Origin of the sequence: Cellulomonas sp. H30R-01 (genome assembly GCF_010119915.1) — a bacterium.
GTDB lineage: Bacteria > Actinomycetota > Actinomycetes > Actinomycetales > Cellulomonadaceae > Cellulomonas > Cellulomonas algicola.
The window spans coordinates 2,744,975-2,764,255 of sequence record NZ_CP048210.1 but is presented as its reverse complement, the minus strand read 5'-3'; the positions used below and the strand labels follow the sequence as shown (position 1 = coordinate 2,764,255).

Genomic DNA, 19,281 nt, shown 5'->3' with positions numbered 1-19,281 from the left:
GCGCGGCCCCGACGGCTCAGGCGCCCGGCCCGTGCACCTCGACCGCGACGACCCGCGGACCCTTCGGGCGGTGCGCGACGTGCGCGACCAGCATCTGGCCCGGCAGCAGGTACGGGTCCTCCGCGGGCACCTGGGCGGCGACGGACCTGCGCGCACGGGACGCGAGCGCCCCGAACGCCGTGCCCAGCACCGGCCGGTGCGTGCACACCACGCCGTCGCCGGGCCAGTGCATCAGCGCGTCGACGTGACCCGTGACCAGACCCGGCGCCTCGTCGTGCGCGTCCTCCGACCACGCCTCGACCTTCTGCTCGGGCATGCCGACCGCCCGTGCGTAGGGGCGGACCGTCTCGACGCAGCGCCGCCACGGGCTCGTCACCACGTGCGCGACGCCGAACGCCGACAGCAGCGGGACCAGCGCCTCGGCCTGCCGCGTCCCGTCCGACGTCAGCGGCCGCTCGGCGTCCGAGCCCTTCCACGCGCTCCGCTTGCGGGCCGACCCGTGCCGCGCGACCACGAGCGCGTGCGTGTCGAGCCGCCCCTTGCGGTACGCGGCGACGAGCGCGTCGAGCGGCTCGCGGTCGGCGGCGCGCGTCAGGCGGCGCGCGGCCGTGCCGACGTCCATCCACCGCACGCGGTCGATCTCCGAGCGGGACGCGCGCGGCACCGGCGGGCGCGCCCGCAGCGCGACGGCGTCGCGGCGGCCCGCGACCTGTGCGGCCCAGTAGTGCACGCGCTTGGTGCGGCCGTCGGACAGGCGGTACTCCAGGCCGGGCAGCGGGATGCCGAGCACGACGTCGTGACCCGTCTCCTCGGCGACCTCGCGGATCGCCGCGACGACGGGCGTCTCGCCCGGGTCGAGCTTGCCCTTCGGCCACGACCAGTCGCGGTAGCGCGGACGGTGCACGAGCGCGACCTGCAGGCGACGCAGGCGCACGCGCCACACGAGAGCGCCGGCCGCCTCGACGACGACCGGTGCGGCGGTGCTGCTCACCGGCTGGCGCCGGGGCGGCGCCGCTGCCGCTGGATCAGGGCGGCCTGCAGGTCGACGAGCGGGTTGCCCTCGTCGTCGACGTGCCGGCGGTGCCAGTCGCCCGCGCCGTCGAGGTGCCAGGTCGACGTCGCGTCGTCCATGGACTCGTCGACGAGGTCGACGAGCTCGCCGACCTGGTCGGGGTCGGCGACGCGCACGAGCGCCTCGACGCGCCGGTCGAGGTTGCGGTGCATGAGGTCCGCAGACCCGATGAAGACCTCGGGCCCGTCGAGCGCACCGTCCTCGCCGCCCGTCGCGTTCGCGAACGCGAAGATCCGCGAGTGCTCGAGGAACCGGCCGAGGATCGAGCGGACCCGCACGTTCTCCGACAGGCCCGGCACGCCCGGCCGCAGCGCGCAGATGCCGCGGACCACCAGGTCGACCTGCACGCCCGCCTGCGAGGCGCGGTACAGCGCGTCGATCGTGGCCTCGTCGACCATCGAGTTGACCTTGATCTTGATCCACGCGGGCTCACCCGCGCGCGCGGCCGCGGCCTCGCGCTCGATGCGCTCGATCAGGCCCACGCGCACCGAGCGCGGCGCGACGAGCAGCCGGTGGAACCGCGACTTCGGCGCGTACCCCGACAGCTGGTTGAAGAGGCGCGTGAGGTCCTGCCCGACCTCGGGGTCGGACGTGAGCAGCCCGACGTCCGTGTACAGGCGGGCCGTCTTCGGGTGGTAGTTGCCCGTCCCGACGTGGCTGTACCGGCGCAGGCCGTCCGCCTCCTGGCGCACCACGAGCGACAGCTTGCAGTGCGTCTTGAGCCCGACGATGCCGTACACGACGTGCACGCCCGCCTGCTCGAGCTTGCGCGCCCACGAGATGTTGTTCTGCTCGTCGAACCGCGCCTTGATCTCGACGAGCGCGAGCACCTGCTTGCCCGCCTGCGCGGCGTCGATCAGCGCGTCGACGATCGGGGAGTCGCCCGACGTCCGGTAGAGCGTCTGCTTGATCGCGAGCACCGCCGGGTCGGCCGCGGCCTGCTCGAGGAACGTCTGGACCGACGTCGAGAACGAGTCGTACGGGTGGTGCAGCAGGATGTCGCGCTCGCGGATCTTCGCGAACACCTCGGCGGGCGTCGCGCTCTCCACCTCGGCGAGCTGGCGGTGCGTCGTCGGCACGAACCGCGGGAACTGCAGCTCCGCCCGGTCGAGGTCCGCGATGACGTTGAGCCCCGTGCAGTCGAGCGGCGCGGGGAGCTCGTACACCTCGTCGTCGGCCATCCGCAGCTCGCGCACGAGCAGCTGGCGGATGCGCGGGCTGATGCCCTCGGCGATCTCGAGGCGGACCGGCGGGCCGAACCGGCGCCGCAGGAGCTCCTTCTCCATCGCCTTGAGCAGGTTCTCGGCGTCGTCCTCCTCGACCTCGACGTCCTCGTTGCGGGTCACGCGGAACGTGTGGTGCTCGCGCACCTCCATGCCGGGGAACAGGTGCTCGAGGTGCTCGGAGATGACGTCCTCGACCGGGACGAACGACATCGGGCCCTTCTCGGGCGCGGCCGCGCCCGCGTCCGGGGCGGACGGGCGACCGCTCGCGTCGACCGCGATGAACCGCGGCAGCAGCGGTGGGACCTTCACGCGCGCGAAGTGCTCCTTGCCCGTGACCGGGTTGGCGACGACGACCGCCAGGTTGAGGGACAGCCCCGAGATGTACGGGAACGGGTGCGCCGGGTCGACCGCGAGCGGCGTCAGCACGGGGAAGATCTGGCGGCGGAAGAACTTGCGCAGCCGGTCCTGCTCGGCGTCGCCGAGGTCGTCCCAGCGGACCAGCGTGATGCCCTCGCGCGCCAGCGCCGGCTGCACCTGCTCGGCGAACACGCGGGCGTGCCGGTGCTGCAGCTCGTGCGCCTTCTCGCTGATGGCCTCGAGCACCTGACGGGGCGACAGGCCCGACGCCGCCGTCACCGCGATGCCCGTCGCGATGCGCCGCTTCAGACCCGCGACCCGCACCATGAAGAACTCGTCGAGGTTCGACGCGAAGATCGCCAGGAACCGCACGCGCTCCAGCAGCGGCAGGTCCGGGTCCTCCGCGAGCTCGAGCACCCGCTGGTTGAACGCGAGCCACGACAGCTCGCGGTCCAGGAACCGGTCGTCGGGGAGCGGTTCGGGCTCGACCTCGGGCAGCTCCTCCTGCGGTGCCACGTGCGAGGCGAGGTGCTCTTCGAGGGAGTCGAGCGCGGGGGCGTCGGTCATGACCCCATCGTGGCACCCGCGGGTGAACCCTCGGTATCGGAAGCGAGCATCACGTCGGTCGCGGCCCGCACGAACCCCTGCCGGTCGTACGTCCGGACGGCCGCCGTGTTGTCCGCGTCGACGTAGAGGACGACCGTCGCGAGGCCCCGCGACGCCAGGTGGTCGAGCCCGGCCGACGTGAGCGCCGCGCCCAGGCCCGTGCCCTGCGCGTCCGGGTCGACGCCCACGACGTAGATCTCGCCGACCGGCGCGTCGGCCTCCGTGCCGGCCGGGTGCACCTTCGTCCAGACCGAGCCGACCAGCACGCCGTCCCGCTCGGCCAGCAGGAAGCCCGCGGGGTCGAACCAGGGTTCGCGCTCGCGGGCCCGCACGTCCGCGACCGTCAGGCGGCCCTGCTCGGGGTGGTGCGCGAACGCGCGGGCGTTGACGCGGCGCCACGCCTCCTCGTCCTGACCGGGGACGAACGTGCGCAGCGTCGTCCCGGGCGGCAGCGCGCGACGCGCGGTGTCCGGCCGGGTCGCGAGGTCGAGGCGCAGCTTCCGCAGCTCGCGCACGACGGCCAGGCCCGTGGCAGCCGCGAACGCGCGTGCGGGCGGGAGGTCGCCGTGCGCCCAGACCTTCAGCGTGGTGCCGGCGGCGCCGTGCGTGCGGGCCGCGTCGAGCAGGGTGCGGCCCGTCCCCCGTCGGCGGTGCGGCGGGTCGACGACGAGCTCCGCCGACGCCGCCTCGGTGTCGACCTGCGCGTACCCGACGAGGTCGCCGCCGGGCGTGCGCGCGGTCAGGTGCACGACCGGCGCCGCCGGGTCCGCCAGACGGAGCAGCGGCTGCTCGGACAGCGGAGCGACACCGTCCACGTCGTGGGCCCGGGCGGCCAGCGCCCTGACCTGCGACACCGTGGCGTCGTCCGGCCGGCCCCGCGTCGCCGTGATCGTGACCTGCGCGTTCGTGCCCTCCACCATGCGGGACATCCCACCACGGACGGGGGACGGGCGCCCTGAGCGCACAGACGGAGCGGGTACGTTGGACCGGCCATGGACGACTCGACGCGCACCCTCGCCGAGGACGCCCCGACCCCGCAGACGCGCCGCTCGCGGCGTGCCCTCCGGGAGGAGGGAGCGTCCGTCGCACGGGCGACGCCGACGACCTCCGCGGACGTCGTCGACGTGGACGTCGTCGTCGTCGGCGCGGGCCAGGCGGGCCTGTCCGCGGCCTACCACCTGCGCCGCACCGGCCTGGTCTCCGTCGGGCAGCGCGGCTGGGAGAGCGGCCCGTCGTTCGTCGTCCTCGACGACGAGCCCGGACCCGGCGGCGCGTGGCAGCACCGGTGGCCGTCGCTCACCATGGAGCGCGCGCACGGCGTGCACGAGCTCCCCGGCATGCCGCTCGTCGTGCCCGACCCCGCCGAGCCCGCCGCACGCGCCGTTCCGTACTACTTCGCGCAGTACGAGGAGGCCTACGCGCTGCACGTGCAGCGGCCCGTCCGTGTCACCGCGGTGCACGACGAGGGGCACGCGCCCGTCCCGTCGACGGGCGCGGGGGAGCGGGCCGGGGGCCGGCTCCTCGTGCACTCGCACAGCGTCGAGCAGCCCGGCGAGCGGGTCGTCTGGCGTGCCCGCGGGCTCGTCAACGCGACCGGCACGTGGGGCAAGCCGTTCTGGCCCGCCTACCCCGGGCGCGGCGTGTTCGGCGGGCGCCAGCTGCACGCGCGCGACTTCCGGTCCGCGGCCGACCTGGCCGACGGGCACGTCGTCGTCGTGGGCGGCGGCACGTCGGCGGTGCAGCTGCTCCTCGAGGTCGCCAAGGCGACGTCGACGACGTGGGTGACACGGCGGCCGCCCACGTGGCGCGACGAGGAGTTCACGCCCGAGGTCGGCCGCGACGCCGTCGCGCTCGTCGAGCAGCGCACCCGTGCGGGCCAGCCGCCGGGCAGCGTCGTCAGCGTCACCGGGCTGCCGCTGACCGACGCGTACCGCGCCGGGATCGAGTCCGGCGTCCTGCGCGCGCGGCCCGTGTTCAGCCGGATCGTCCCGGGCGCCGTCGAGTGGGACGAGGTTCCGGCGCTGGAGGAGGGCTGGATCGACGGGCCGTCGCGCGTCGAGGCCCGCACGATCCTCTGGTGCACCGGGTTCCGCGCGGCTCTCGACCACCTCGCGCCGCTCGGCCTGCGGGCGCGGGGCGGCGGGATCGTCATGGACGGGACGCAGGTCGTCGCCGACCCGCGCGTGCAGCTCGTCGGGTACGGGCCGTCGGCGTCGACCGTCGGCGCCAACCGGGCGGGCCGCGAGGCGGTCCGTCACCTGCGCCGCCTGCTGTCCCTCTGACGGCTGCCTGCCGGCCGGAGCGCTGCTGCGCCGAACGCCACACGGGAGTCGCCTCAGCAACGCGACGCGGTCCTGATGGTGCGTTGCGCATGCGGTGACCGGACGACCGGGCCCTGGCGGAGCCGACCCGCGCGGTGACGCCGGGGCCGTCGCGAGGACGACCCCGGCGTCACCGGGAGGGGTCAGGTGGTCAGGCGCAGCTGACGGGGACCGTGCCGGTCGGGGCGTTGCCCGACGCGACGAACCCGTACTCCGCCTTCGCGCCCGCGCCGAGCAGGCCGTTCCACGCGGCGTTCTTGACCGTGACGGACGTGCCGCTCGTCGTGTACGTGCCCGACCAGCCGGACTGGATCGAGCCGCCCGCCGGGAGCGTGAGCTGCGTCGTCCACGAGCCGATCATCGCGTTGCCCGCCGTGACGGTGACGCCGCCCTGCCAGCCGCCCGGCCACGAGCCCACGACCCGCAGCACCGCGGTGCACGTGCCGCCCGGGTTCGACGTCGGCGTCGGCGTCGGGGTGGTCGGCGTCGGGTTCGGGGTGGTGGGCGTGGGGTTCGGCGTCGTCGGCGTCGGGTTCGGGGTGGTCGGGTCGACCGTGCCGCCGTAGATCTTCGCCGTCTTCGCGGTCGCCTTGATGCCGTTCGCACCGTCGAAGATGCGCGTGCCCCACGACGTCTTGGCCGCCGGGTTGAAGGCCGTCACCATGTCGAGGTACTCGACGCCGCCGCCGTTGCCCGACCAGGACCAGCCGTAGTAGCCGATGCCGCGCGCCACGGCCTCGGACATGATCGTGTCCTCGTCGGGGTTGCCGTCGGAGTGGTCGAACCCGAACTCGCCGATGACGAGCGGCAGGTTCTTCGCCTTGAACGCGTCGAGGTACGTCTTGATGGTCGACGCGTTGTTGTAGACGCCGTACATGTGCACGGAGAACAGGGTGTTCGCGTCCGGGTCGGCCGCCGCGACCGTCGCGGCCTGGTCGCGCATGATGCCCGCCCAGTCCTGACCCCAGCTCGGGGCGTCGACGACGATGTTGTGGTGCAGCCCGGCGGCGCGCAGCTTCTTGATCGCCGCCGAGGTGTCGGCCGCCCAGCCCGCGTTCGCCGTCGCGTTGTTGCCGTAGGGCTCGTTGCCGATGTTGATCTGGACGTAGTCCTCCTGCCCGATCAGCGCGGACTTGATGCCCACCCAGTAGTTCGCGGCCGTGTCGAGCGTGACCGCGCCCGACTGCTCGCCGTAGCCCGTCGTGTCGTGGTTCTCGAGCATGCAGACCAGCTTGTTGGCCTTGCACAGGCTGATGATGTTCGCGACGTCGGCGGCGTCGTTCTTCGTCCAGCGGTCGCCGCCCGACAGCACGACACGCAGGGCGTTGGCGCCGGCCGCGCGGATCGCGGGGATCGCGGTCGCCGTCTGCGACGTGTACCAGGTGTGGGCGTGGCTGACGCCGCGCGCGACGAACGGGGTGCCGTCCTTCTCGACGAGCTGCGTGCCGGAGACGCGCAGACCGGGCGGGGTGGCGGCGTTCGCCGCCGTCGAGACGAGCGACACCGCGCCCAGCGCGACGACCGCCGACGCCAGGGCGGCGCCGGTCAGCAGGGACAGTCGGGATCTCATGGACATCCTCGTTTCCGGGTGTGTGACGACCGCCGCGAGCCCGGGTTCCAGCTCGACGCCCGCGCCGGTGCGGACCGTGGTCGCACCCGCCCGCCGTTCCGCCGGCCGGTCGGCGGGCGGGTGCCGGGCGCCAACACAACCAGGGCGGGAAAGCGTCCCCCAGAGCCCTAAACGCTTCACCGCGGAGGCGGCCCGACGGTGTCTCCCGATAGGGTCGCGCGCCGCTCGTCGGCGTCGGTCGCCGGACGGCCCCGGACGTACGACGACCCGGTCCTGGCTACCGCTGCGAGGCCGCGAGCGGTACCCAGAACCGGGTCGAGTCAGCGCGGTGTCAGTCCTCCGACGCAGCAGCCGGCTTGGACAGGCCCTGCGCGATCAGGTCCATGACGGAGGAGTCCGCGAGGGTCGTCGCGTCGCCGACCTGGCGGTGCTCCGCGACGTCGCGCAGCAGGCGGCGCATGATCTTGCCGGACCGCGTCTTGGGCAGCTCCTGCACGACGAGGATCTGCCGCGGCTTCGCGATCGGGCCGATCTCCTTCGCGACGTGGTTGCGCAGCGCGGTCTGCACCTCGTCGCCGGACTTGTCGGCGCCCCCGGCCCCGCCGCGCAGGATCACGAACGCGACGACGGCCTGGCCGGTCGTCTCGTCGCTCGCCCCCACGACCGCGGCCTCCGCGACCCACGGGTGCGACACGAGCGCGGACTCGATCTCCGTCGTCGACAGGCGGTGGCCGGACACGTTCATCACGTCGTCCACGCGCCCCAGCAGCCAGATGTCGCCGTCGTCGTCCTTCTTCGCCCCGTCGCCCGCGAAGTACAGGCCCGGGAACCTCGACCAGTAGGTGTCCTGGTAGCGCTCCGGGTCGCCCCAGATGCCGCGCAGCATCGACGGCCACGGCTCGGTGAGCACCAGGTAGCCGCCGCCGCCGTCGGGCACCGGGTGGGCCTCGTCGTCGACCACGTCGGCCGCGATGCCCGGCAGCGGCACCTGCGCCGAGCCCGGCTTCGCCGCGGTGACGCCCGGCAGCGGGCTGATCATGATCGCGCCCGTCTCCGTCTGCCACCACGTGTCGACGACCGGCGTGCGGTCGCCACCGATGACGCGGCGGTACCACATCCACGCCTCGGGGTTGATGGGCTCACCCACCGAGCCGAGGACGCGCAGCGACGACAGGTCGAACTGCGCGGGGATCTCCTCGCCCCACTTCATGCACGTGCGGATCGCCGTCGGGGCCGTGTAGAGGATCGAGACCTTGTACTTCTGGACGATCTCCCACCAGCGGCCACGGTGCGGGGTGTCGGGCGTGCCCTCGTAGATCACCTGCGTCGCACCGTTCACGAGCGGCCCGTAGACGACGTACGTGTGCCCGGTGATCCAGCCGATGTCGGCCGTGCACCAGTAGACGTCCGTCTCGGCCTTGAGGTCGAAGACGTTGCGGTGCGTGTACGCCGCCTGCGTCAGGTAGCCGCCCGTCGTGTGGAAGATCCCCTTCGGCTTCCCCGTGGTGCCCGACGTGTAGAGGATGAACAGCGGGTGCTCGGCCTCGAGCTCGACCGGCGTGTGCTGGTCCGACGCGGAGTCCACCACGTCGTGCCACCAGACGTCACGACCCTCGGTCCACGCGACGTCCTGCTCCGTGCGCCGCACGACGAGCACGTGCTCGACCGACGGCGTGCCCTTCTCGAGCGCCTCGTCGACCGCCGGCTTGAGGGCCGACGGCGCGCCGCGGCGGTAGCCGCCGTCCGCGGTGACGACGAGCTTCGCCTCCGCGTCGACGATGCGCGACGCGAGCGCCTCCGCGGAGAACCCGCCGAAGACGACCGAGTGCGGCGCGCCGATCCGCGCGCACGCGAGCATCGTCACGACGGCCTCGGGGATCAGCGGCATGTAGATCGCGACCCGGTCGCCCGTGCCGACGCCGAGCGTCGTGAACGCGTTCGCCGCCTTCGACACCTCGCGCTGCAGGTCGGCGTACGTGAGGGACCGGGAGTCGCCGCCCTCGCCCTCGAAGTGCAGGGCGACCCGGTCGCCGCGGCCCTCCTCGACGTGCCGGTCCACCGCGTTGTACGCCGCGTTCAGCCTCCCGTCGGCGAACCACGTCGCGAACGGCGCCTTCGACCAGTCGAGGGTCTGCGTGAACGGTGTCGACCAGGTCAGCAGCTCGCGGGCCTGGTCCGCCCAGAACGACGGACGGTCGGCCGCGGCCCACGCGTACAGGTCGCCGTGGGCGTTCGCCTGCGCGGCGAACTCGGGGGACGGGGGGAAGCGGCGGTCCTCGGAGAGCAGGTTCTCCAGCCCGGCGGGCTTCTCGGAGGACTCGGTGGCAGGGGTGGTGTCGGTCACGTGCGACCTCCTGTGCGCAACGGCGTCGGTGCGGAACCCGGGAGCGACCGGGTCAGAACAGGCACTCTAGCCGCGCGCGATCCGCGTCCGCCCGAGCAGATCACGCACGGCAGCGGACCGATGCCGGCGGCGCGCGAGCGGCGCGAGCCGCGGTGGCGCGCGGGCGGGCGCGGGCGGTCAGACGCGGTGGCGCTCGCGGAACTCGCCGAGGTGCACGCCGCGGCGACGCGCGACGGCCGCCACGACGCCGACCAGCAGGACGAGGAACCCGGCGACGAGCAGCGTCCCCGACGTCCCCGCGACCGTCACCTGCGTGACCGTGAGCCGCCAGCCCGTGTCGTCGAGCACCGCGAGCGTCTGGGCGCGGGCGACCGACGGTGCGAACAGGTAGAAGCCGCCGACGGCCGTGAGCAGCGTGCCGCCCGCGATCGGGACGGCCGCCGACCAGATCCCCAGGAGTGCGACCAGCCCGAGCAGCAGCAGGCCGATCGACACCAGGACGATGCCCAGCACCTCGGTCGAGGCGTCCCAGCCGTCGACCTGCGCCTCGAGGATGCGTGCCTGACCGACGAGCACGAGACCCACGCCCGCGGGGGCGAGCAGCAGGCCGAGGATCGCGCCGAGGACGTGCGCGCCGAAGCTCGTGGACCTGGGCGCGTTCGGCGCGGGGAACAGCGTCTCGTCACCGTCCGTCCGCGGGGCGCTCGGCGGCGTGCTCGTCGCGGGCTGCGCGGTTGTGGCCGGGCCGGGCGCGGGGGCGGCGGTCGCGGGGCTCGTCGGTGCGGCGCTTGCGGGTGCGGCGCTCGCGGGCGTGAAGGTCTCGGTCCGGGCGGCGTCGGGCTCGGGCGGCGGGGTCGGCGCGGGGCGCACGACCGCGTGCCGGCCGGTGTCGGTGCTCGGCTCCGAGGTCGTGCCGGACGTCGGCGTCGTGGCTGTCGTCGGGGTCGTCGACGTCGTCGGTGCGCCGGCCGGCGTGGTCGCGGCCGACGGCGTCGGCGCAGGGCTCCCCGGTGCGGGGGAGGTGGCTGACGCGTCCGGCGTCTCGTCCACGGACGGGCGGTTCGGGTCGGAGGTGCTCATCGCGTCTCCTCACGTGGTGGTGCGCGTGCGCCTCGTCGGCGTCGCTCGCCTCACCGTATTGCCGCAGGCACCGCCTCGCCGGTCGGCAGGGCCGTGTCGCGCGGGGCGTGCCCGGGCAGGCCCATCGCCACGACCCGGTGCGCGGCGGCGGCGCCGAGCTGCGCCGGGACGTCGTCGACGCCCTGCGTCGACCACCGTGCGACCTGCGTGCTCCTCCCCGGTGCGCGGACCCCGTACGCGTACGCGGCACCCACGAGGACCGCACCGCCGACCAGGTTCCCCAGGCCGACGAGCGCGAGGTTGCGTGCCATCTCCGCGACCGTCGCGCCCGGCAGCCCGCCGAGCAGGCCCAGCGAGAACGTCGTCATGTTGGCGACGACGTGCTCGAAGCCCGACGTGATGAAGACCATCACGCACGCGAACACGAGCGCGATCTTCGCGCCCTCGCTCCTCAGCCGCGCCCCGCACCAGATCGCGAGGCAGACGAGCAGGTTGCACAGGATGCCGCGGACGAACAGCTGCCCGGCCGACTCGTGCGCCTTGTGCTCGAGCATCGTCGCGATCGTCGCACCGCCCGCCGTGCCGGGTCCCACGACGCCCGACGCGTGCACGAGCGCGGCGAACGCCATCGACCCGAGCAGGTTGCCGCCCGTCACGGCGAGCAGCGTCAGGCCGGCGCGGCCCCACGGCACGCGGCCGAGCATCGCGCCCTGCGTGAGGATCATCATCGCGGAGGTCGCGAGCTCCGCCCCGGCGACGACGACGATCGTGAGCGCGACGCCGAAGACCAGACCCTTGACGAGCGGCGCGAAGCCCGACCCCGCGGCCTCGAGCGGGCCGCCCGCCGTCGCGAGGATCAGGACGCCGATGCCGATGTACGCGCCGGCGAGCATCGTGCGGACGAGGAACACGCCCGGCGTCGCCATGAGGTCGACCTTGTGGCGCGCCGCGTCGGCCTGCGCGAGCGCGGCGTCGGAGATGGGGAGCACCCGACCACTGTCCTCCCGGGCGCCGTCCGAGTCGTGGGACGAAAGACCGCCCGGGAATCCGTGCGGGCCTCGGCGCGGTTGGCTGTCGACGTGACCCGACTGTTCTCCCCGCTCACCCTCCGCGGCACCACGTTCGCCAACCGCGCGTGGCTCGCGCCCATGTGCCAGTACTCCGCCGTCGACGGCCACCCGACCGACTGGCACCTCGTGCACCTCGGGGCGCGCGCGTCCGGTGGCTACGGCCTGCTGCTCGCCGAGGCCACCGCCGTCGTCGCCGAGGGCCGCATCTCGCCGCGCGACACCGGCTTGTGGGACGACGCGCACGTCGCGTCGTGGCGGCGGGTCACCGACTTCGTGCACGCCCGCGGGACGCGCATCGGCGTGCAGCTCGCGCACGCCGGTCGCAAGGCGTCGACGCGTGCGCCGTTCGAGGCCGTCGAGGGGTCCGTGGGCGTCGACGAGGGCGGCTGGGCCACCCTCGGCCCCGGCGCCGAGCCGTTCCCGGGCCTCGACGCGCCGACCGCGATGACGACCGAGCAGGTCGCCGCGGTCCCCGGGCAGTTCGCGGCCGCGGCCCGACGCGCGCTCGACGCCGGCTTCGACGTCGTCGAGGTGCACGCCGCGCACGGCTACCTGCTGCACCAGTTCCTGTCACCGCTCACCAACACGCGCGACGACGAGTACGGCGGCTCGCCCGAGAACCGCGCGCGCCTGCTCGTCGAGACCGTCGACGCCGTGCGCGCCGCCTGGCCGGACGACCTCCCGCTGCTCGTGCGTGTCTCCGCGACGGACTGGGTGCCCGGTGGCCTCGACGTCGCCGACGTCGCCGCCGTCGTGAAGGACCTCGCCGGGCACGGCGTCGACCTCGTCGACGTCTCCTCGGGCGGCAACGCGCTCGCGTCGATCCCCGTCGGCCCGGGCTACCAGGTGCCAGCCGCGCGCACCGTGCGCGAGACGTCCGGCCTGCCCGTCGCCGCGGTCGGTCTCATCACGTCGCCCGAGCAGGCCGAGCAGGCGCTCGTGGACGGCGCCGCCGACGCCGTCCTGCTGGGCCGGGTCGCGCTGCGCGACCCGTCGTGGCCGCTGCGTGCCGCGCACGAGCTCGGGGTGCCGACGTCCGCGCTGCCCGTCGCCGACGGCGTGTCGGACGTCGACGGGCTGCCCGAGGTCACCGGCTGGCAGCCGCAGTACGTGCGGGGCGCCTGGCGCTGACGGCGCCCCGCGGCGGGCGTACGGGCTCCCCACCGCCCCCGCGGCCCCGTGGAGGTCGTGGTGTGGAAGGTCTGTCTCACCAGGCGCGACAGGCCTCCCACACGACGCTGACGGGCGGTCAGTCGAGGGTGTCGGGGTCTGTCAGCCGGTCGTCGTCGCCTCGGCGTCGGCGCGGGCCTCGCGCTCGACGGCCGCCGCGACGACCGTCGCCACGTCGGGGTGGAAGACGCTCGGCACGATGTACGTCGGGTTCAGCTCGTCCTCGGTGACCGTCGACGCCAGCGCGTACGCCGCCGCGAGCAGCATCCGGTCGGTGATCTTGTGCGACTGCGCGTCGAGCAGCCCGCGGAACAGGCCCGGGAACGCGAGCACGTTGTTGATCTGGTTCGCGAAGTCCGACCGGCCCGTGCCGACCACCGCCGCGTAGCGGGCCGCGTCGTCCGGGTCCACCTCGGGGCGCGGGTTCGCGAGCGCGAAGACGATCGCGTCGCGGCCCATCGTCGACACGTCCTGCGCGGTGATGACGTCGGGCGCGGACACCCCGATGAAGACGTCGGCACCGGCCAGGGCCTGCGGGATCGTGCCCGTCACGCCCCGCGGGTTCGTCACCGACGCGGTCCACCGCAACGACTCGGGAAGGCCCGGGCGGTCCCCGTGCACGACGCCCTCGATGTCCGCGACGACCACGTCGCGCGCACCCGCCGCGAGCAGCAGCCGCAGCACCGCGGTGCCCGCCGCACCGGCACCCGACAGGACGATCCGCACCGTGCCGATGTCCTTGCGGACCACCTTGAGCGCGTTCGTCAGCGCCGCGACCACGACGATCGCCGTGCCGTGCTGGTCGTCGTGAAACACCGGGATGTCGAGCCGCTCGCGCAGCCGGCGCTCGACCTCGAAGCACCGCGGCGCCGAGATGTCCTCGAGGTTGATCCCCGCGAACGCCGGCGCGATCGCCACGACCGTCTCCACGATCTGGTCGACGTCCGTCGTGTCCAGGACCAGCGGGAACGCGTCGATCCCCGCGAACCGCTTGAACAGCACCGCCTTCCCCTCCATGACGGGCAGCGCCGCGAGCGGGCCGATGTTGCCCAGCCCCAGCACCGCGGTGCCGTCCGTGACGACCGCGATCGTGTTCCGCTTGATCGTCAGGCGGCGCGCGTCCTCCGGGCGGGCCGCGATCGCCTCGCAGATCCGCGCGACGCCCGGCGTGTACGCCATCGACAGGTCGTCGCGGTTGCGCAGCGGCACCTTCGACTCGATCGAGAGCTTGCCGCCCAGGTGCATGAGGAACGTCCGGTCGCTCACCCGGTCGACGACCACGCCGCGCAGGTCCTTGAGCGTCGCCACGATGTCCGCCGCGTGCTGCTCGCCGCGCGTCGCGCACGTCACGTCGACCGTCATCTGCTCGTGCCCCGACGCCGTGACGTCGAGCGCCGTGACGACCCCGCCCGCCTCCTCGATCGCGGTCGTCAGCTCGCTGACCGCGGTGGGCCGGGCCTGCACCTGGAGCCGGGCGGTGATGGACGAGGACACGCTCGGCGACGCCATGCGCCTCATTCTGGCCCGCCGCGCGGGGCGCGTCTCCTCGTCGACGCGGTCGTCGACGGACGTGGGCGGCGGTGGCTGCGGCAGCGGCTCGTAGGGTGTGCCGGTGCCCGCCGACCCGCTCGCCCCGCTCGCCGACCTGCCCGGCGTGGCCGAAGCCGTGGACGCGGCACGCGTGGCCTGCGAGGGACTGCGGTGGCACGAGGCGTACCGGCGCAGGTGGCGCGAGGTCCGCGCCGAGGCGGGGCTGCGCAGCGCGCGGGCCAGCGCGGCCGTCGACGGGGCGCGCGTCACGCTCGACGTCGTGCGCGGGCTCGCGACGGGCGCGACATCCCGTGAACCGGGCGGCGCGGCGCTCCCGGGCCGGGCGGACCCGCACGTCGACCGCGCGCTCGGGGCCGTGCGCGCGGCGGCCGCCGTCGAGCGCCTCATGCCGGAGCTCGGCGCGCGCGGGTCCGCGACGCTCCCACCGCTCCCGCAGCTCCTGGCGCGGCTGCACGTCGCTGCGGCCACCGGCTGGCTCGACGACGACGCCGTCGGACGAGTGCGCGTCGCCGGCGCACCGCAGGACCTCACCGGCCTCGGACCGGCGCCCGTCGGCGACGAGGTCGCCGCTCGCCTCGACCTCCTCGGGCGGACCGTCGCGACGACCCGTGCCCCGGCGCTCGTCGTCGCCGCCGTCGTGCACGGGGAGCTCCTCACGCTGCGGCCCTTCGCAGCGGGCAACGGCGTCGTCGCACGCGCCACGTCGCGCCTGCTGGTCACCGCGCGAGGGCTCGACCCGACCGGGTCGGTGGTCGCGGAGGCCGGCTGGGCGGCGACGCCGCAGGGCTACCTCGGGGCGGCCGCCGGGTTCGCGACGGGCACGCCCGACGGCGTCGCGGCGTGGGTGCGGGCCTGCGCGGGGGCGGTTGTCGACGGGGTGGCACGGGCACGGCACGTCGCGGACGGGGTGCTGGCCGGTCGCCTGCCCGCGGACTGAGCGCGGGCACGGCGCCCGTCACGCGCGAGCGCTCGGGAACGTCGTCGTCCGACGGGCGTGCGGCGCTTCGTCGGCCGGGACGGGGACGTCGGGCGGCGGCACAACGACGGCGCCCCGAGGGGCGCCGTCGCCGAACGGTGGCCGGAGGGTGATCAAGCGTGCACCTGTCCAGTCGCTACGGGTCGAGCCCGGTCGACCTGCCCAGAGGGGGGCAATCCTGCGCGTGGGTGCCCTCGCGGCCATCCAGTTGTGAGTCCTTGGTACCTCAGGCCGCGACGGTTGGGAACCGGGCGCGGCGACGCCCCTGCACAGCACCGCGCGATGACCGCATCGCGGGACGCCTGCCCGACATGCGGAACGAGCCGCGGCGCCCGCCGCGGAGGTCCGGCTCCGGCCGACCGCGTCGCGGGGACGTCGGCGCGTGGCGGCGCGGTCGTCGAGCCGGCGCTGATGCCGGCGGGCCGGCTCCGTCCGCGTCAGCGGGTGCGACGGCGCCGGCGCCAGGCGAGCCACACGACGAGCGTGCACACCGCCACGAGCACCGCGGTCGCGACCGCGACGGTCCGTCCGGACGGTCGCACCAGGGAGAACAGCGCCACCGGCCGGTTGAACGAGAGCGTGTCCCACCCGCGCTCCGCCGCGACGCGGCGCAGCGCACGGTCGGGGTTGACCGCGAAGCCGTGGCCGACGGCCGCCAGCATCGGCACGTCGGTGATCGAGTCCGAGTACGCGTAGCTCGACGCGAGGTCGTAGCCCCGCGCGGCGGCGAGCTCGCGGATCGCCGCCGCCTTGTTCTCGCCGTACGCGTAGAAGTCGATGTCGCCCGTGTACCGGCCGTCGCTGACGCCCATGCGCGTCGCGATCACGTGGTCGGCGCCGAGGACCGCGGCGATCGGCTCGACGATCTCGCTCCCCGAGGCCGACACGATGACGACGTCGTGACCCGCCTCGTGGTGCTCCTCGATGAGCGCGACCGCCTCGGCGTAGACCGCCGGGTCGATGGATTCGTGCAGCGTCTCGGCGACGATCGACGACACCTGCGCGACGTCCCAGCCGGTCACCATGCGCGAGAGCTGCGCCCGCAGCCGCTCCGTCTGCGTCTCGTCCGCCCCACCCACGAGGTACAGGAACTGCGCGTACGCCGTCCGCAGGACCGAGCGGCGCGTGAGCAGCCCGCCCGCCATGAACGGTCGGGAGAACGCCGTCGCGGAGGACGTCGCGATGATCGTCTTGTCCAGGTCGAAGAACGCCGCCGCCTGGTCCGCGCCGGAGGGCGTGGCCGTCGGGCCGGTCGGGCTGTCGTCCATCGCGCTCCCGGGGACGGGTCGTCGGTCCGGCCGGGCCTGGTGCGTCGTGCCGACCGTGGTCGCGGCGAGCCTAGCCACCGGCTCCGACGTGCGGGTCGACACACCGGTGCGGGTGCTGCGACGCGCCGAGCCGTCCACAGCCCGGCACGAGCGCGCCTCGTCCACGGCGGGCTCAGCCGCGCGCCACGGACCCGCGGGGCGCGGCCAGGCTGCGCAGACGTCGCCCCGGCCCTCGGCGCGCGACGTCGCACGTGCCGGCTCGACGACGACGGGAGAGGAGACCGCGATGGACGTGCTCATGGGGACGCGCCGACCGGCGGGCGTGGAGCGACCTGGCGACCACGCTGCGCCGCGCGAGGCTGCCGTCGGTGTGCTGTCGGCGCCGGTGGTCTCGTCTCCGCCCCCGACCGCGCGCGGGTGGGTCGGTCCACCGGCACCACCACCGTGGCGCGCGCACGTCGTCGGGGTCGTCGGCGCCCGGGGCGGCGCGGGGGCGTCGAGCCTCGCGGCGGCGCTCGCCCGGGCGGTCTCGCGCACGACGGCGACCGCCCTCGTCGATCTGGACGGTGGCTGCGGCGGCCTCGACGTCCTGCTGGGTCTCGAGGGTGCGGACGGCGTGCGCTGGCCGGACCTCACGGACGCCCGTGGTGACGTCGACGGCGACGACCTGCTCGCGCTCCTGCCGCGGTGGGGTGCGTGCGCGGTCCTCAGCGCCGACCGCGCCCGGCCGGACCCGCCCGAGCCGGCCGTCGTCGCCGACGTGCTGCACGCGCTGTCGCGCACGGTCGGCGTCCTCGTCCTCGACCTGGACCGGTCGCGGGTCGTCGCCGGCGAGTCGGTCGCCGCGGTGTGCGACACGGTCCTCGTCGTCGCCCCGCGTGACCTGCGTGCGGCCGCGGGTGCGCTCGCGCTCCGCCCGGTGCTCACCGTGCCGGGTGCCGACGTGGGCCTCGTCGTCCGCGGCCCGGCGCCGGGCGGCCTGGGCGCGTCCGAGGTCGCCGAGGCCGTCGGGCTGCCCGTCCGCGCGGTGCTGCCCGTCGACCGCCGTCTCGCCGCCGGCACCGAGCACGGCGGCATCCCGACCGCAGGGCCGTTCGACCGCGCCGTGCGGCGCCTCGCCGCAGGACTCGCGCGGTGACGGCGGGCGGGCAGGCACCGCGTCGGGCGCTCGTCGACGCCGCGTTCCTCGACGAGGTGCGAGCGCGCCTCATGTCGGGCGCGGTCGGGGGCGGCGCCGGGGGCGAGGGCGTGGGTTCCGGATCCGGTGCGGGGACGGGCACACGCCCGGCGACCGACGACGAGGTCCGTGCCGCCGTCGACGCGACCGTGCGCCGGCGCGGCTCGCTCGTGGGGTCGAGCGGGCTCGCCGGGCTCGTCCGGACCGTCCGCGACGAGGTCTACGGGGCGGGTCCGCTCCAGCACCTGCTCGACGACCCCGACGTGACCGACGTGCTCGTCAACGGTCCCGACGACGTCTGGGTCGAGCACGCGGGCCGGCTGCGGAGGACCGGCGTCCACCTCGGCAGCGTCGACGACGTGCGTGCGCTCGCGGTCCGGCTCGCCGCCGCCGGCGGGCAGCGCCTCGACGAGGCCAGCCCGACCGTCGACGCGCGCCTGCCGGACGGCACGCGGCTGCACGCGGTCCTGCCGCCGGTCGCGGGCGGCTGCACCCTGCTCAGCCTGCGGGCCGTCCGGGTGCGGGCGCTGTCCGTGGTCGAGCTCGTGGCGGGCGGGACGCTGGCACCCGCGCTCGTCCCCGTCGTCCGGGCGCTCGTGACGTCCCGCGCGAATCTGCTCGTGTCCGGCGCGACCGGGTCGGGGAAGACGACGCTGCTCGCGGCGCTGCTCTCGCTCGTACCGCCCGACGAGCGCATCGTCGTCATCGAGGAGTCGGGAGAGCTCGCCCCACGACACCCGCACGTCGTCCGGCTGCTCGCCCGGCACGCGAACGTCGAGGGCGCGGGCCGGGTCGAGCTCGCCGACCTCGTGCGGCAGTCGCTGCGCATGCGGCCCGACCGGGTCGTGCTCGGCGAGTGTCGCGGTGCCGAGGTCCGTGAGGTCCTCACCGCCCTCAACACCGGACACGACGGCGGGTGCGCGACCGTCCACGCCAACGCGGCCGCCGACGTGCCCGCACGGCTCGAGGCCCTGGCGGCGCTCGCGGGCCTGTCGCGCGACGCCGTGGCCGCGCAGGCCGCCAGCGCGTTCGACGCCGTCCTGCACCTGCGCCGCACCGCCGAGGGGACGCGTTACCTCGCCGAGGTCGCGGTGGTCCGCCGGTCGACGACGGGCGAGCTCGAGGTCGTGGGTGCGCTGCGCGCCGACCCGGCGGGCGTCGTGACCGTCGAGCCCGCCTGGGCGCACCTGTCCGCGCGTCTCGGCCTGCCGGCCACCGACCCCGTCGGCGCCGATCGCGGGGAGCCGTCACCGACGACCGCGACCCTCGACGCCCGTCCCACCGGTGCGGCGCGCGGCGAGCCGTCGATCACCACCCCGACCGTCGGACGGGTCGTTCCCGCTCGCCGACCGGGGGGAGGCGGGCGCGGTGAGTGAGGTGCTGGCCGTGGTCGCAGCCGCGCACGCCGGACTGCTCGTCGTGGCGCGGGGGAGGCCGGTGGGCGCCGGTCGGGGTGCGGTAGCAGCGGTACCGACCGACCCGCGGAGGGTGCC

General features: G+C 75.2%; 14 protein-coding genes. 5 read left to right on the top strand and 9 right to left on the bottom strand.

The window, feature by feature from the left end:
- Positions 1 to 16 precede the first annotated feature (16 nt).
- The 3 genes from GXP71_RS12315 to mshD are packed head-to-tail and all read right to left on the bottom strand — an operon-like array spanning position 17 to position 4,181.
- On the bottom strand, positions 17 to 991 hold the full coding sequence (locus GXP71_RS12315; protein WP_162352879.1) for an NUDIX domain-containing protein: 975 nt from the start codon (positions 989 to 991) through the stop codon (positions 17 to 19).
- Complete coding sequence (locus tag GXP71_RS12310) at positions 988 to 3,222, bottom strand: RNA degradosome polyphosphate kinase (RefSeq protein WP_162352878.1); 2,235 nt, start codon at positions 3,220 to 3,222, stop codon at positions 988 to 990. The genes GXP71_RS12315 and GXP71_RS12310 overlap by 4 nt, the downstream gene beginning before the upstream one ends.
- Positions 3,219 to 4,181, bottom strand: coding sequence for a mycothiol synthase (gene mshD / locus GXP71_RS12305; protein ID WP_162352877.1), 963 nt, complete (start codon positions 4,179 to 4,181; stop codon positions 3,219 to 3,221). The genes GXP71_RS12310 and mshD overlap by 4 nt, the downstream gene beginning before the upstream one ends.
- Before the next feature lie 72 nt (positions 4,182 to 4,253).
- Here mshD and GXP71_RS12300 point away from each other — a divergent pair, with 72 nt between their 5' ends.
- Positions 4,254 to 5,543: an NAD(P)-binding domain-containing protein gene (locus GXP71_RS12300; RefSeq protein ID WP_162352876.1), complete on the top strand. Its 1,290-nt coding sequence runs from the start codon at positions 4,254 to 4,256 to the stop codon at positions 5,541 to 5,543.
- Positions 5,544 to 5,733: 190 nt separating this feature from the next.
- Here the strand turns inward: GXP71_RS12300 and GXP71_RS12295 are convergent, their stop codons facing one another.
- From GXP71_RS12295 to GXP71_RS12280, 4 genes are all read right to left on the bottom strand, one after another.
- Entirely contained in the window at positions 5,734 to 7,152 is a 1,419-nt protein-coding gene (locus GXP71_RS12295) for a cellulase family glycosylhydrolase (RefSeq protein ID WP_162352875.1), read from the bottom strand.
- A 331-nt stretch (positions 7,153 to 7,483) separates the two neighbouring features.
- Positions 7,484 to 9,496, bottom strand: coding sequence for an acetate--CoA ligase (acs, locus tag GXP71_RS12290; protein ID WP_162352874.1), 2,013 nt, complete (start codon positions 9,494 to 9,496; stop codon positions 7,484 to 7,486).
- 177 nt (positions 9,497 to 9,673) lie between these two features.
- Positions 9,674 to 10,576: a hypothetical protein gene (locus GXP71_RS12285; RefSeq protein ID WP_162352873.1), complete on the bottom strand. Its 903-nt coding sequence runs from the start codon at positions 10,574 to 10,576 to the stop codon at positions 9,674 to 9,676.
- 50 nt (positions 10,577 to 10,626) lie between these two features.
- On the bottom strand, positions 10,627 to 11,565 hold the full coding sequence (locus GXP71_RS12280) for a formate/nitrite transporter family protein (protein WP_238402394.1): 939 nt from the start codon (positions 11,563 to 11,565) through the stop codon (positions 10,627 to 10,629).
- A 90-nt stretch (positions 11,566 to 11,655) separates the two neighbouring features.
- On the opposite strand from GXP71_RS12280, the gene GXP71_RS12275 reads away from it, so the two are divergent.
- Positions 11,656 to 12,777 carry an NADH:flavin oxidoreductase/NADH oxidase gene (locus tag GXP71_RS12275; RefSeq protein WP_162352872.1) on the top strand — a complete coding sequence of 374 codons (1,122 nt, stop codon included), beginning with the start codon at positions 11,656 to 11,658 and terminating at the stop codon, positions 12,775 to 12,777.
- Between the two features lie 141 nt (positions 12,778 to 12,918).
- On the opposite strand, the gene GXP71_RS12270 is transcribed toward GXP71_RS12275, so the two are convergent.
- Positions 12,919 to 14,325, bottom strand: a complete 1,407-nt coding sequence (locus tag GXP71_RS12270; protein WP_162352871.1) for an NAD-dependent malic enzyme — start codon at positions 14,323 to 14,325, stop codon at positions 12,919 to 12,921.
- Positions 14,326 to 14,428: 103 nt separating this feature from the next.
- Between GXP71_RS12270 and GXP71_RS12265 the strand changes: the two genes are divergently transcribed.
- Positions 14,429 to 15,304, top strand: coding sequence for a Fic family protein (locus tag GXP71_RS12265; RefSeq protein WP_162352870.1), 876 nt, complete (start codon positions 14,429 to 14,431; stop codon positions 15,302 to 15,304).
- Between the two features lie 476 nt (positions 15,305 to 15,780).
- Here the strand turns inward: GXP71_RS12265 and GXP71_RS12260 are convergent, their stop codons facing one another.
- The gene (locus GXP71_RS12260) at positions 15,781 to 16,611 is read right to left on the bottom strand and encodes an HAD family phosphatase (protein WP_162352869.1); all 831 of its coding nucleotides are present in this window, start codon (positions 16,609 to 16,611) and stop codon (positions 15,781 to 15,783) included.
- Between the two features lie 286 nt (positions 16,612 to 16,897).
- Between GXP71_RS12260 and ssd the strand changes: the two genes are divergently transcribed.
- Entirely contained in the window at positions 16,898 to 17,749 is an 852-nt protein-coding gene (gene ssd / locus GXP71_RS12255; protein ID WP_238402393.1) for a septum site-determining protein Ssd, read from the top strand.
- Positions 17,750 to 17,820: 71 nt separating this feature from the next.
- The gene (locus tag GXP71_RS12250) at positions 17,821 to 19,164 is read left to right on the top strand and encodes a TadA family conjugal transfer-associated ATPase (RefSeq protein ID WP_162354328.1); all 1,344 of its coding nucleotides are present in this window, start codon (positions 17,821 to 17,823) and stop codon (positions 19,162 to 19,164) included.
- Positions 19,165 to 19,281 lie beyond the last annotated feature (117 nt).

What these genes read in the sequence shown, in the direction of transcription:
- GXP71_RS12310 (WP_162352878.1), bottom strand. Translation starts at nt 3,222, where the DNA reads ATGACCGACGCCCCCGCGCTCGACTCCCTCGAAGAGCACCTCGCCTCG.
- mshD (WP_162352877.1), bottom strand. Translation starts at nt 4,181, where the DNA reads ATGGTGGAGGGCACGAACGCGCAGGTCACGATCACGGCGACGCGGGGC.
- GXP71_RS12300 (WP_162352876.1), top strand. Translation starts at nt 4,254, where the DNA reads ATGGACGACTCGACGCGCACCCTCGCCGAGGACGCCCCGACCCCGCAG.
- GXP71_RS12295 (WP_162352875.1), bottom strand. Translation starts at nt 7,152, where the DNA reads ATGAGATCCCGACTGTCCCTGCTGACCGGCGCCGCCCTGGCGTCGGCG.
- GXP71_RS12285 (WP_162352873.1), bottom strand. Translation starts at nt 10,576, where the DNA reads ATGAGCACCTCCGACCCGAACCGCCCGTCCGTGGACGAGACGCCGGAC.
- GXP71_RS12270 (WP_162352871.1), bottom strand. Translation starts at nt 14,325, where the DNA reads ATGGCGTCGCCGAGCGTGTCCTCGTCCATCACCGCCCGGCTCCAGGTG.
- GXP71_RS12260 (WP_162352869.1), bottom strand. Translation starts at nt 16,611, where the DNA reads ATGGACGACAGCCCGACCGGCCCGACGGCCACGCCCTCCGGCGCGGAC.
- ssd (WP_238402393.1), top strand. Translation starts at nt 16,898, where the DNA reads ATGGACGTGCTCATGGGGACGCGCCGACCGGCGGGCGTGGAGCGACCT.
- GXP71_RS12250 (WP_162354328.1), top strand. Translation starts at nt 17,821, where the DNA reads ATGTCGGGCGCGGTCGGGGGCGGCGCCGGGGGCGAGGGCGTGGGTTCC.